The following is a 13353-nucleotide window of genomic DNA, read 5'->3' as shown; positions in this document are numbered from 1 at the left end:
GTTACCTGTGGCACATCATGGTTAAATCATAGCTTGGTCACGGCAGTTGCCATGGACTTAAGCAAAATATTCTTTAACGGCTGGCAAAAAAGGGAAGCTGATCACTGAGTAAGCGAAACGGCAGGTTGTTTTGCATACGACAAAAACAAAAAAGGCCGGGTAAATCCGGCCTTTGGTGCTATTTCTGTTTAGCTGATTAACAACCGCAGCATGCGACGTAGCGGTTCGGCTGCGCCCCATAACAACTGGTCGCCCACCGTGAAGGCCGAGAGATATTCCGGCCCCATATTGAGTTTCCGTAACCGGCCAACGGGTGTGGTGAGCGTGCCGGTGACAGCGGCAGGCGTCAGTTCACGCATCGTCAGCTCACGGTCATTTGGCACCACCTTGACCCACTCATTGTGAGAGGCCAGCAGCTGTTCGATTTCCGCCAGCGGCAGATCGCGTTTCAGTTTCAGCGTAAAGGCCTGGCTGTGACAGCGCAGCGCACCGACACGTACGCACAAGCCATCAACCGGGATGACTTTAGAGGTGGCAAGGATTTTGTTGGTCTCTGCCTGGCCTTTCCACTCTTCGCGGCTCTGGCCGTTGTCCAGCTGCTTATCAATCCACGGAATCAGGCTGCCCGCCAGCGGTACGCCGAAGTTGTCGGTCGGTAACGTGCCGGAACGGGTGAAGTCGGTCACGCTACGCTCAATGTCGAGAATGGCGGAAGCCGGGTTCTGCAATGCAGGCGCAACGTGATCGTGCAGCATGCCCATCTGGGTCAGCAATTCGCGCATGTGGCGCGCACCGCCACCCGAGGCTGCCTGATAGGTGGCAACTGAGGCCCACTCAACCAGATCCTGAGCAAACAAACCGCCCAGTGACATCAGCATCAGGCTGACGGTACAGTTACCGCCAACAAAGGTTTTGATGCCACGGTCGATGCCGTCACGAATAACCGCGTGGTTAACCGGATCGAGGATGATGATGGCATCCTCTTTCATGCGCAGCGTGGAGGCCGCATCAATCCAGTATCCCTGCCAGCCGCTGGCGCGCAGCTTAGGATAGACGTCACTGGTGTAGTCGCCACCCTGGCAGGTAATAATGATATCCAGCGCGCGCAGCGCCTCAATATCAAACGCATCCTGCAGTGTGCCCTGCTGTTTGCCCGCAAACGCGGGTGCCGCCTGACCATGCTGCGACGTCGAGAAGAAGACCGGATTGATTGCATCAAAATCACGCTCTTCACTCATGCGGGACATCAGCACTGAGCCGACCATGCCGCGCCAACCAACAAAACCTACATTCTTCATGTCGTGTCCGTCTAAGGCAGTTACACCTGCTTTTCATTTCAGAGGAGAGAGCGGCGTGCTATTTTCACGCCGCTCTGCGTAATAATAAGATTTACCTGTGTCCCCTCACTCTACAAAATGCAGGCCGGGTAGCAAGTGAATTAATTCGATTACGCTAACTTTTTCAGCAGCGTAACTAATAACTCTGCTTTTTCGCGAACAACATGGCGTAAAACCGATGACTGAAATGATTTCGGCGACAATATTATTGTTGTTAATTATGGATCCGCTGGGCAATCTGCCGATTTTTATGTCGGTTTTAAAGCATCTGGAGCCGAAACGGCGGCGGGTTGTGCTAATCCGTGAAATGCTGATTGCCCTGATCATCATGCTGCTGTTCCTGTTTACCGGCGAACGCATTCTGGCATTTTTAAATCTGCGCACCGAAACGGTATCGATTTCTGGCGGGATCATTCTGTTTCTGATCGCCATCAAAATGATTTTTCCGTCGGCGGAAAGCAGCAGTTCAGGCTTACCGGCGGGTGAAGAGCCATTCCTGGTACCGCTGGCGATTCCGCTGGTCGCCGGGCCATCGCTGCTGGCAACGCTGATGCTGCTATCGCATCAGTATCCACATCAGATGTCGCATCTGGTCGGTGCGCTGTTGATCGCCTGGGGCGTGACGGTCGGCATTCTGCTGATGTCAGGACTGTTCCTGCGTCTGCTGGGTGATAAAGGCGTGAATGCGCTGGAGCGGCTGATGGGATTGATACTGATTATGCTGGCCACCCAGATGTTCCTGGATGGCATTCGGGCTTATCTGAAGTTGTAAGCGCACCTGTGTCCTTTTATCCTGGCAGGCGAGCAGGCTGCCGCCTTCATTCAGCCGGCTTATCACAACGTTACGGCATTGAAATGAATAATAATATTTATATAATGCCGCAAAAAGAGATATCCATGGCAGGCAGTATCGAAAATTAGATGCAGCGTCTGAAAACGCGGGGGAAATGCAATGAGGTTGGGCCTGACCGTACTATCCTTCCCGGGCCAGAAAGCGGCGCTGAATGACGCGCAGCTGATGCAGGTTGACGTTACTGATTTTGCCTGGGTTTACTTATCTGCCGCCGCCATCACGCTGGTTCTTTTTGCTCTGATAAGAAGAAAATGGGCATGAACAGTCTGCTGCAGATCATCAAAAGCTGTTTTTTGCGCACCTTTAATTATCAAGGGCGTGAAGGCAGGACGAGCTATTTTATTTTCCTGCTGTTCCAGCTGGCCTGGTTCTGCAGTTATCTGCAATGGTTTACCGGGCCATTGCATGAAATTGGCTTAATCGCGCTGCTGCTGTTTATTTTGCCTGTTTTTTCCTGCGGGGTGAGAAGAATAAATGACGCTGGCTATTCATCCGGCGTCATTGTCCTTTTGGTAGTAGCGCCTTATCTGCTGTTCCCTTTTTTACTCTTCCCCCGCTCGCGGGAAAAAAACTGACGGGCAGTTAGCCCGTCAGGTTGGTCAGGAAAGCAGTTCGAAAGCAATCATCCCGACAACCGCGCCAACAGTGCCAAGAATGGTCTCCATCAGCGTCCAGGTCTTCAGCGTTTCCGCTTCGCTGGCCCCGGTGAAGCGGCCAAACAGCCAGAAGCCGGCATCGTTCACATGGCTGATAATGATTGAGCCACCGCCGATGCAGATCGACAGCGCTGCCAGCTGAGCACCGCTGTAGTGCAGCGGTTCAATCACCGGCATGATTAGCCCGACGGTGGTCAGACAGGCAACCGTTGCCGACCCCTGAATCACCCGCACCGCGCCTGACAGGATAAAGCAGGCCAGCGCAATTGGCAGTCCTGCGCCGGTCAGCGCATTACCCAGCACCGGGCCAACGCCGGAATCCACCAGCACCTGCTTAAACACCCCGCCCGCACCAATCACCAGCAGGATAATCCCGGCCGGTTGCAGCGCGCTGCCGCACACCTGCATCACCCGCTCTTTATCCATGCCCTGACGATAAGCCAGGCCATAAATCGCTACCAGCAGCGCCAGCAGAATGGCGGTAAACGGATGACCGATAAATTCCAGCCACTCATAAAGGGTGGTGCCTTCGGTCGTGAAGCGTGCGCCGATGGTTTTCAGGCCAACCAGCACCAGCGGAAACAGAATTAATGAGAGGCTGAAGCCAAATGACGGCAGCTTGCTCTCATCGACATCCGGCTGATGATCTTCCGGCGGCGCGCTGAACGTGACGTGGTTGCCGATAAAGTTGCCAAACAGTGGTCCGGCAATCAGCATGCCGGGAATCGCCGCACACAGACCCAGCAGGATCATCCAGCCAAAGTCCGCGTGCATCTGCGAGGCCAGCAGCATCGGGGCCGGTCCGGGCAGCAGGAAGGCCGCCGATGCCGCAACGCCCGCAAACAGCGGGATCACCAGTTTCACCAGATTGCCGCCGGTACGCCGCGCCACCGCAAACGCAATGCTGATCAGCAGCACCACGGCAACTTCAAAGAAGAGCGGCAGCGCGCAGATCAGACCGGCAATGCCCATCGCATAATGGGCACGACTCTGACCAAAGGTTTTCAGCATCCGGATGGCAATCTGATCGACGGCGCCGGTTTCATGCAGGATTTTGCCGAACATCGCGCCCAGCGCAACCACAATGGCAAGGAAGCCGAGCGTGCCGCCCATCCCCTTTTGCATGGTTTCCGCGATTTTGTTGAGTGGCATGCCGGAGAAAAGTCCGGCACCAATGGAGACTAACATCAGCGCGACAAAAGCGTGCATGCGCGCCTTCATCACCAGAAAAAGCAGCAGCAGGACAGAGCCTGCTGCGGTCAAAACGAGTGTTGCGGTATTCATCTCTAACCCTGGCTGATAGCGTCCTGGATAGTGGCAACCGTAGCTGCCACCACATCGTCCAGTGAATGCGCGATATCCACCACCAGTACATCCGACTCATCGCTGCCTGGCTCTTCCAGCGTGGCAAACTGAGTTACCAGCATCTGCGGCTTGAAGAAGTGGCCTTTACGCGCTTTCAGACGGGCTTCGATAGTGTCGAAATCGCCTTTCAGGTAAACAAAACGCAGGTTGTCATTTCCCTGACGCAGAATGTCGCGATAACTTTTCTTCAGGGCTGAACAGACAATGATAGAGATCGCCTGGGTGCGTTGCATGGCAAACGCGGCATCGTTCAGCGCCTGTAACCAAGGCTGACGATCGCTGTCATCCAGTGGATGACCATCGGCCATTTTCAGGATGTTGGCGCGCGGATGGAGAAAATCACCGTCAAGAAAGGCCGTGTTGAGCTGGTGAGAAACCTGGTTGGCGACGGCAGACTTTCCGCTGCCTGAAACGCCCATCAGGATGAAGACGTGATGTGACGGGGATTGCGTTGTCATTTTTCTGCTCCGGCAGGTGAGAATTTGCCAATGTTACCGATAACAATGTCGTTTCTCATTCTCCTGGCCGGTTAACAGCCTGGCAACCTTTTTACCAGGAAAAGCATGAAAGTGTGAGCTGACTCATAAAAACGCCACAATCAGATGCTGCCACCTTCATTGATTTCAAAACCGACATCCAGAAGCCGATTATCGCTGCTTTCACCGGCAATGCGCGCCAGTAGCCGCGTCGCCGCTTCACGCCCCATGCGGTCACGTGGCGTGAGCACGGTCGCCAGTTGTGGCGTCACCACCTGGCTGATGTCATGGCCGTGGAAACCGGCAATGGCCATCTGCGAGGGCACCTGTAATCCCTGCCGCTGGCACTCAAACATCGCCCCGACGGCCAGATCGTCATTGGTACAGAACAGGCTATCCGTTTCAGGATAAAGACGCTGCGCCTCACGCAGCAGATCGCCACCGGCGCTGAATGAAGAAGCCTCTTCCATCATCACGCTGCGCGGCGTCAGCCCCGCTTCGCGCATGGCGATTTCATAACCCTGCTGCTTCTGCAACGTACGTTCATCAAGGCGTGCGCCGAGGTAGACAGTGTGACGATGGCCTTTACTCAGGATAGTCCGTGTCATCTGCCGGGCTGCTTCGACGTTATCAAAGCCGACGGCCATATCCAGGCAGGGTGTGACGCTGTCCATCATCTCTATCACCGGAATACCGGCCACTTCCAGCATGCGCAGCGTGCCTGGCGTATGGGTACGTTCGGTGAGAATCACGCCATCGATGTTCCAGCCCAGCAGCGAGCGCAGTTGCAGCTCCTCTTTTTGCGGGTTGTAACCAAAGTGGGCGACCAGCGTCTGATAGTTCGCTTCGTCGGTGACGGCTTCAATGCCGCGCAATACGTCGGCGAAAACCTGGTTGGTGAGTGACGGCAGCAGCACGCCAATGGCGCGACTGGTGGCGTTAGAAAGCATATCGGGGGCGCGATTGGGGATATAACCCAGCTCATCCAGTGCCACTGCAATCTTGTCCCGCAGGGCAACAGAGACCTGCTCAGGATTACGCAGGTAACGGCTGACGGTCATTTTAGTAATGCCGACGCGATCGGCAACGTCCTGTAATACCGGTCTTTTCTTCTTCATCGTAGCGCCTGGGATCGCCCTGAAAGCTAAAGTACGATGAGTCTATCACTTTTCTGTCACAAAATTGCCAACCGGGCGCGATGATGCGCGCCCGTAATCTGCTTAGACCGGTGGCAGATCAAACAGCAGGACTTCTGCAGCCGTGCTGGCTTCAATCGTCAGCGCGCTTTCGTCCCAGATCGCCAGGGCGTCACTGGTTGTCACCGCGTTACCGTTAACAGTCACATTGCCTTTGACCACCTGAATCCAGATACGACGTCCTGCCTCAACGGCGACATTGTCCTGCTCACCAGCAGCCAGTACCCAGCGCGATAAGGTCATGTCCTGATAAACTTTCAGCGACCCTTCACGGGCATCCGGGCTTAACACCAGCTGACGCCCTGTAACATCCGGGAAGCGGCGCTGATCGTAGCGTGGCTCAATGCCGGTACGCTCAGGAATGATCCAGATCTGATAAAGGTGCAATGGCTCGCTTTCACTGGCGTTGTACTCAGAGTGACGTACACCCGTGCCGGCGCTCATGATCTGGAACTCCCCTGCCGGGATCTGCTCTTTGTTACCCATGCTGTCCTGATGCTCAACGGTACCGGAAAGCACGTAGGTCAGGATTTCCATATCTTTATGAGGATGGGTGCCAAACCCCTGACCACCATCGATCACATCTTCATTGATGACACGCAGCGCGGAGAAACCCATGAAGTTCGCATCGTGATAGCTGGCGAAAGAGAAGGTATGCCAGCTATCCAGCCAGCCATGGTTTGCGTGACCGCGTTCTTCAGCTTTGCGTACATAGATCATGTTCAATTCTCCTCAATGTTTTTTATAGTGTGTTCCTGAGGCGGTATGATTGATAGCTGAAAAACTTCACTTCTCTGTTCAAATTCGTTGAACAAAATCGGGCTTCTCACTGAAACAGATCGAAGGAAAAGGAGGTGATGCAGGAATGAAAGATATTAAGGGAAAGCCTGAAATAAAGGTTAATCTGATAAACCCGTAAAATAATGAAAGCCGGATAATCCGCGGTTACTTTATTTTCCGTGTCATCAGCCCATGCTAATTTAGCCTCTGGATTTGACACACACAACGTGATTAACGCATTAAAAATGATACCTTAAAAAATAGAGTCAATAAGGTATTACTTTTGATGCCTTAAAACTTCACCTGTAAATTAAAGAATGTGATCGCCGTAAATAACCCGACTTCATAAATCCTACTAAAATAGCCGATAAATAAAAACCTTTCGTTTTAAACACCCTCCGATTCATTTTATTTTAAATTATTATCAGGAGCCCGATTATGGATGCCGTTCAAAATACGCTGATATCAGATGAAACGCCACGCTGGAGAAGAAGTGATACCGTCTGGATGCTGGGATTATATGGAACTGCAATTGGTGCTGGCGTTTTGTTTTTGCCGATAAATGCAGGCACTGGCGGTTTGCTGCCGTTAATCATTATGGCTGTGCTGGCTTTTCCGATGACATTCTTTGCCCATCGCGGGCTCACCCGTTTTGTTCTTTCCGGCAAAAATCCGGGGGGAGATATTACTGAAGTGGTGGAAGAACATTTTGGTATCGGCGCGGGAAAACTCATCACTCTGCTCTACTTTTTTGCTATATACCCTATCCTGCTGGTGTATAGCGTCGCGATTACCAACACCGTCGACAGTTTTCTCACCCACCAGCTTCATCTGATATCGCCGCCGCGTGCGGTACTGGCTTTCATTCTTATTGTCGGCATGATGGCTATCGTACGCTTCGGCGAAAAAGCTATCGTGAAGGCGATGAGTATTCTGGTGTTTCCGTTCGTGGCCGCACTGATGCTGCTCGCGCTGTATCTGATTCCACAATGGAACGGCGCTATTCTGGATACGCTCTCAATGAGGGGTTCTGAAACGACCGGTAGCGGATTATGGCTCACACTATGGCTGGCTATTCCCGTCATGGTCTTCTCCTTTAATCATTCTCCCATTATTTCATCATTTGCAGTAGCCAAGCGTCAGGAGTACGGCGATCAAGCGGCGTCAAAATGTTCACGCATTCTGGCCTGTGCTCATATCATGATGGTGCTCACCGTCATGTTTTTCGTTTTCAGTTGTGTGCTGAGTCTCTCTCCGGAACACCTGGCGGAGGCAAAGGCGCAGAATATTTCTATCCTTTCCTACCTCGCTAACCATTTTAACGCGCCGTTAATTGCCTGGATGGCCCCCATCATCGCAATTATCGCGATCACCAAATCTTTTCTCGGCCACTATCTGGGGGCGCGTGAAGGTTTCAATGGCATGGTGATCAAATCGCTTCGCAGCAAAGGCAAGTCGATAGAAATCAATAAACTGAACCGCATCACCGCCCTTTTTATGCTGATCACCACCTGGATTGTCGCCACCCTAAACCCCAGCATTCTGGGCATGATTGAAACCCTGGGCGGACCGGTTATCGCCATGATCCTGTTCCTGATGCCGATGTACGCCATTAATAAAGTCCCGGCGATGCGTAAATATAGCGGTCATTTGAGCAATCTTTTCGTCGTCATCATTGGCCTGATTGCTATCTCCGCCATCGCCTTTTCTTTACTTAACTGATGCCGTCGCTTGCCATACCGGTCAGCGCCTCTTTCATATTGCAATCCGCATGGGTGAATCATGATTAGCGTTTTCGATATTTTTAAAATCAGCATCGGGCCATCCAGTTCGCACACGGTGGGCCCCATGAAAGCGGGTAAACATTTTGTTGATACGCTAAAGGAAAAAGGCCTGCTGGATAGTGTGAGCCGGCTGGTCGTGGATATTTATGGCTCTCTTTCCCTGACGGGAAAAGGCCACCATACAGATATTGCGATTATTCTCGGCCTGAGTGGTTATCTGCCTGACACGGTAAATATCGATCAGATCCCCGCCATCATTCGCGACGTGAATACGCAGCAACAGTTACGTATCGAAGAAGGGCACCGGGAGATTGCCTTCCCGGTGGCAGAGTGCATACGCTTTCACAGCGAGTTTCTGCCGTTACATGAAAATGGCATGAGCATAACCGCCTTTTGTGATGGAAAAAGCGTTTACACCCAGACCTATTATTCTGTCGGAGGCGGCTTTATTGTCACCGAAGACGATTTTGGTAAAAGCCTGGATAGCGAAATCGATATTCCCTTCCCCTTCTATTCCGCCCGTAACCTGCTGGCACATTGCCATAGCAATAACCTTTCGGTTTCGGCCGTCATGATGAAGAACGAGATAGCGCGTCATGGTCGCCGTGAGGTCGAAGAGAACATGGCACAACTGTGGCAAACCATGCGCAATGCGATAACACGAGGCATTAGCACTGAGGGCGTCTTACCCGGTCCGCTGAAGGTGCCACGGCGGGCTTCTTCCCTGCATCGCATCCTGGCGCCACTGAGCCAGTCCATTAATCCCCTGAGTGCCATGGATTGGGTGAATATGTTCGCGATGGCAGTGAGTGAAGAGAATGCCGCTGGAGGACGTGTGGTCACCGCACCCACCAATGGCGCATGCGGGATTATCCCGGCAGTGCTGGCTTATTATGATCGCTTCATCAAGCCAGTAACGCCTGAACTCTATATGCGCTATTTCCTCACAGCAGGCGCAATCGGCATTCTTTATAAGATGAATGCGTCAATTTCTGGCGCTGAAGTCGGCTGTCAGGGAGAGGTCGGCGTGGCCTGTTCCATGGCGGCGGCGGGTCTGGCTGAACTGCTGGGGGCCGATGCGGAGAAAGTCTGCATCGCCGCTGAAATTGGCATGGAGCATAATCTGGGTCTGACCTGCGATCCCGTTGCGGGTCAGGTTCAGGTGCCCTGTATTGAGCGGAATGCGATTGCTGCCGTCAAAGCCATTAACTCAACCAGTATGGCGATGTACCGCACCAGCGATCCCAAAGTGTCACTGGATAAGATTATCGAAACCATGTTTGAAACCGGCAAAGACATGAACGCCAAATACCGTGAAACCGCCCGCGGCGGTCTGGCGATCAAAGTGGCGATATGTGAATCGTAACGATCTGAAAACCGCTGGCTGTGAGGCTGGCGGTTTCTTCATTGCTCCGGTTTTGCTGAAGATGGGCTTTGAGCAGGATTATTTTGATTCGTTTTCGCGGGGCAGACTGGACCAGACCATACTCCGCATTTCAGAGGAGGTGTACCACTCATTTATCGTTGCGCTGACAGACTGCTCAGCAACAGCTTCAGTGTTATTCGCCGCCGGTGACTGGCTGCGCTGTTTTTTTCGGATGCGAATACGTGCAGGTGGCGAGTCGGTAAACTGCGCATTAAAGGTTCGCATATGAGAATCGGACAAAATGGACTCCAGCTGATGCAACCGTCCAAGACCCCGCAATATTCCTATTAAGGTGCTCAGCGTAACGGACTCACCTAACTCTGCCCGTTTAATGGTGGCCGTACCAACGCGTGCACGTTCAGCCAGTTCAATCTGAGAGATCCCAAGCTGCATACGGGTTTCTTTAATTCTGCAGCACAATTCAGCAATTATTGCGCCATCGGAAAGAGTATTAAAACGCATAGCAATATCTCATTGCGGGATATACAGAATAAATTATTGAGTAAACCCGCCGGCAAATAAAGAAGATAATTTTAAAATAACAGCACCTGCATCAAAGTAAGTTATTTATTAACAACGTAAGCGATGAAATATAACCTTCAGGCTTTATTTTTATTGAATTATGGCTATGTCTGAAAAGGGGCGAAAAGGGAAACCTGTTCCGCTGTCGGTCAGGCTCATATTACCGGCTTAAAACCAAATGATGAGTGAGCTTACCGCCTCTCTTTTCCAGTCAGTGAGTGGCAGGCAAAAAAAAGCCAGCGGATAAGCTGGCTAAATAATACTGGAAGCAATGTGAGCAATGTCGTGCTTTCTCAGACTGTCGATGACTGCCCGGGAACGCATGACAATAATAATCATTATCATTCGTATCTGTAAAGCTGTTTTCACGTTTTTTTCGCTTGATTATTGTGGTGAATACCTTGATGTTTAAAGGGTTTTTATCGGCAAAAGGAGAGCACATGAGTGACATCGTTATCCGCCACGTTACGCCAGAAGATGCCGCTGCACTGCACAGAATTTATGGTCAGCCAGATACTCAGGCCAGCACATTGCATCTGCCTAACGCATCCCTGCAAATGTGGCATGCCCGTCTCGCTACGCCACAGCCCAATGCGCATCTGCTGGTCGCCTGTATCGACGAAGAGGTTGTTGGTCAGTGTGCGCTGCACGTAGAAGATCGCGCCAGACGCCGTCACGCTGCCTCTTTAGGGATGGGCGTGGATGATCGCTACCGGCAGCGCGGCGTCGGCACGGCGCTGATGCGTGAAATGGTCTCGTTGTGCGACAACTGGCTGCAGGTGAGCCGGATGGAGCTGACGGTGTTTGTCGATAATGGCCCGGCCATCGCCCTTTATCAGCGTTTCGGTTTTGAGATTGAGGGAACGGCTAAAGGCTTCGCTATGCGACACGGTGAACTGATCGACGCGCATTATATGGCGCGGGTTAAAGCCTGACGATTGGAAGCATAAAGGGCACCGAAGGTGCCCTTTATGCTGATAAACCTGCCAGGATTCGCTGTCAGTTAGCGCCTGCGCAGGAAACAGGGTCAGATCGGAAAGACGCAAAAGCTGTCATCCATGACACGCTCGGCCCGCGCCGTCCTGCCGCGGGACGCTTTCCTCTTCTGACCCAGTTCCCTGCACATTGAGCTTATTTATTGCTGTCAGATTCACCTGGGTTTAGGTTTGTCAGCAGTGCTGGAAATTAATAACCCGCACTCAAATCATCAATGCTACGCGGATCAGACGCGCCATACAGCATGCCATCCGGCCCGATCATGATGCTCTGTGTACTGCCCATCGACGGCAGCACCTTCACATGCTGACCTTTGGCTTCCAGCAGACGCAGCGTATCGGGACTGAAGCCCTTCTCCACCCGCAGCTGGTCCGGCAGCCACTGATGATGGAAGCGCGGCGCATTAGTGGCTTCCGCCACATTCATCCCGAAATCGATACTATTTACCACCATCTGCAACACCGTAGTGATAATGCGGCTGCCGCCAGGACTGCCGGTGACCAGCCAGGTTTTGCCGCCTTTGGCGACGATGGTCGGTGACATCGATGACAACGGACGCTTCGCCGGTTGCACCGCATTCGCCTCACCGCCCACCAGTCCGTAGACATTTGGCGTGCCTGGCTTGGCAGAGAAGTCATCCATCTCGTTATTCATCAGGATGCCGCTTTTGCCCGCCACAATTCCGCTGCCGAAATAGGTGTTCAGCGTGTAAGTCACCGCAACCGCATTTCCCTGCTTGTCGACCACCGAGAAATGGGTCGTCTGATTGCTTTCATAAGGTTCGAGCTTGCCGGGTTTGATCTCACTGGAAGGCCGCGCTTTCGCCACATCGATCTGCTGTGCCAGGCTTTTAGCATAGGCTTTACTGGTCAGCGCCTGCCACGGTACCTTCACGAAATCGGGATCGCCGAGATATTCCGAGCGGTCCGCGTAGGCATATTTTTCCGCTTCAGCCATCACCTGCATGGCGTCTGCACTGCCAAAGCCCATCTTCGCCAGATCGAAGTTCTCCAGGATATTCAGAATCTGCACGATATGGATACCACCGGATGAGGGAGGCGGCATTGAGAAGACTTCATAGCCACGGTATGTCCCGCTGACGGGCTTACGCTCGACCGCGCGATAGGCTGCCAGGTCAGCTTTGTTGATCAGGCCGCCGTGTTGCGCCATCTCTCCGGCAATCTCATCTGCAATTTCACCTTTGTAAAAGGCATCCGGTCCCTGACGGGCAATCAATTGCAGGCTGTGCGCCAGGTTCTTCTGCACCAGCCGGTCACCCTTCTGCCACGGCGTGCCGTCCGGTTTATAGAAGATCGCTTTGCTGTTGGGATGGGTAATCAGGACCTCTTTGCCGTAGGTTTTCAGGTCATCCGCCAGTGCGTCATTGACCGGAATACCGTCACGCGCCAGTTTGATCGCCGGTGCCAGCAGAGTGCTCAGCGGCAGGGTGCCATATTTCTGCGCAGCCAGCGCCAGTCCGGCCACAGTGCCCGGCGTACCTGAGGCAAGATGTGATGTCAGCGACAGCTTACTGTCGGCATTACCCTGCTTATCCAGGAACATATCGCGCGACGCGTGGCCCGGTGCCATTTCACGGAAATCAATAGCCGTCGCGCGTCCCGATGCGGTGCGCAGCAGCATAAACCCGCCGCCGCCCAGATTGCCTGCCTGCGGATGGGTCACGGCCAGCGCAAAGCCCACAGCGACCGCGGCATCCACTGCATTCCCGCCCTGACGCAGGATCTCCACGCCGACCTGGGTTGCCATCGCATCCACCGACGCCACCATGCCGTGCTGCGCTTTTACCGGATGAAAGGTGTCACTGTCCACGCCGTAAGAGACCGGCGGTGCCTGAGTGGGTGCGGCGTTCGCCCCTGCCACCACGGTGAAACTCATCACCAGCGACCAGCTAAGCTGACGCACTGTTTGCTGCATTTTCATCCTGCCACCATCCCGTATAGT

Annotated in this window: 13 protein-coding genes; 6 read left to right on the top strand and 7 right to left on the bottom strand. The window is 53.2% G+C overall.

The features are described 5' to 3' along the window. Positions 1-188 precede the first annotated feature (188 nt). On the bottom strand, positions 189-1298 hold the full coding sequence (gene asd / locus LQK91_RS17730; RefSeq protein WP_003853053.1) for an aspartate-semialdehyde dehydrogenase: 1110 nt from the start codon (positions 1296-1298) through the stop codon (positions 189-191). A 217-nt stretch (positions 1299-1515) separates the two neighbouring features. Here asd and LQK91_RS17725 point away from each other — a divergent pair, with 217 nt between their 5' ends. From LQK91_RS17725 to LQK91_RS17715, 3 genes are all read left to right on the top strand, one after another. Continuing rightward, positions 1516-2109 (top strand): YhgN family NAAT transporter, encoded by a 594-nt coding sequence (locus LQK91_RS17725; RefSeq protein ID WP_003853054.1) that lies wholly within the window; start codon positions 1516-1518, stop codon positions 2107-2109. Between the two features lie 180 nt (positions 2110-2289). Then, positions 2290-2451 (top strand): hypothetical protein, encoded by a 162-nt coding sequence (locus LQK91_RS17720; RefSeq protein ID WP_003853055.1) that lies wholly within the window; start codon positions 2290-2292, stop codon positions 2449-2451. After that, positions 2448-2765, top strand: a complete 318-nt coding sequence (locus LQK91_RS17715; RefSeq protein ID WP_003853056.1) for a DUF805 domain-containing protein — start codon at positions 2448-2450, stop codon at positions 2763-2765. Before LQK91_RS17720 ends, LQK91_RS17715 begins: the two co-directional genes overlap by 4 nt. 24 nt (positions 2766-2789) lie before the next feature. On the opposite strand, the gene gntU is transcribed toward LQK91_RS17715, so the two are convergent. The 4 genes from gntU to LQK91_RS17695 all read right to left on the bottom strand — a co-directional run bounded on the left by gntU (position 2790) and on the right by LQK91_RS17695 (position 6603). Further along, positions 2790-4130 (bottom strand): gluconate transporter, encoded by a 1341-nt coding sequence (gene gntU / locus LQK91_RS17710; protein ID WP_008926287.1) that lies wholly within the window; start codon positions 4128-4130, stop codon positions 2790-2792. 2 nt (positions 4131-4132) lie between these two features. Then, a complete protein-coding gene (gene gntK / locus LQK91_RS17705) occupies positions 4133-4669 on the bottom strand; it encodes a gluconokinase (protein ID WP_003853059.1) in 537 nt (178 codons plus the stop codon). Between the two features lie 140 nt (positions 4670-4809). Continuing rightward, complete coding sequence (gene gntR, locus LQK91_RS17700) at positions 4810-5805, bottom strand: gluconate operon transcriptional repressor GntR (protein WP_105099966.1); 996 nt, start codon at positions 5803-5805, stop codon at positions 4810-4812. A 102-nt stretch (positions 5806-5907) separates the two neighbouring features. Then, positions 5908-6603 (bottom strand): pirin family protein, encoded by a 696-nt coding sequence (locus LQK91_RS17695; protein WP_003853063.1) that lies wholly within the window; start codon positions 6601-6603, stop codon positions 5908-5910. A gap of 498 nt (positions 6604-7101) precedes the next feature. On the opposite strand from LQK91_RS17695, the gene LQK91_RS17690 reads away from it, so the two are divergent. Both LQK91_RS17690 and LQK91_RS17685 read left to right on the top strand, forming a co-directional pair. After that, complete coding sequence (locus LQK91_RS17690; RefSeq protein WP_003853066.1) at positions 7102-8385, top strand: HAAAP family serine/threonine permease; 1284 nt, start codon at positions 7102-7104, stop codon at positions 8383-8385. Positions 8386-8445: 60 nt separating this feature from the next. Beyond that, the gene (locus LQK91_RS17685; protein ID WP_003853069.1) at positions 8446-9813 is read left to right on the top strand and encodes an L-serine ammonia-lyase; all 1368 of its coding nucleotides are present in this window, start codon (positions 8446-8448) and stop codon (positions 9811-9813) included. A 78-nt stretch (positions 9814-9891) separates the two neighbouring features. On the opposite strand, the gene LQK91_RS17680 is transcribed toward LQK91_RS17685, so the two are convergent. Further along, entirely contained in the window at positions 9892-10335 is a 444-nt protein-coding gene (locus LQK91_RS17680; RefSeq protein WP_003853070.1) for a helix-turn-helix domain-containing protein, read from the bottom strand. A gap of 500 nt (positions 10336-10835) precedes the next feature. Between LQK91_RS17680 and LQK91_RS17675 the strand changes: the two genes are divergently transcribed. After that, entirely contained in the window at positions 10836-11330 is a 495-nt protein-coding gene (locus LQK91_RS17675; RefSeq protein ID WP_105099965.1) for a GNAT family N-acetyltransferase, read from the top strand. A 250-nt stretch (positions 11331-11580) separates the two neighbouring features. Here LQK91_RS17675 and ggt read toward each other — a convergent pair whose 3' ends face one another. Continuing rightward, positions 11581-13332 carry a gamma-glutamyltransferase gene (ggt, locus tag LQK91_RS17670; RefSeq protein WP_033743311.1) on the bottom strand — a complete coding sequence of 584 codons (1752 nt, stop codon included), beginning with the start codon at positions 13330-13332 and terminating at the stop codon, positions 11581-11583. Positions 13333-13353: the final 21 nt, after the last annotated feature.

It is taken from the genome of Pantoea sp. MHSD4 (genome assembly GCF_021043305.1).
Taxonomy (GTDB): domain Bacteria; phylum Pseudomonadota; class Gammaproteobacteria; order Enterobacterales; family Enterobacteriaceae; genus Pantoea; species Pantoea eucalypti.
This window is presented reverse-complemented; position numbering and strand designations above follow the sequence as displayed.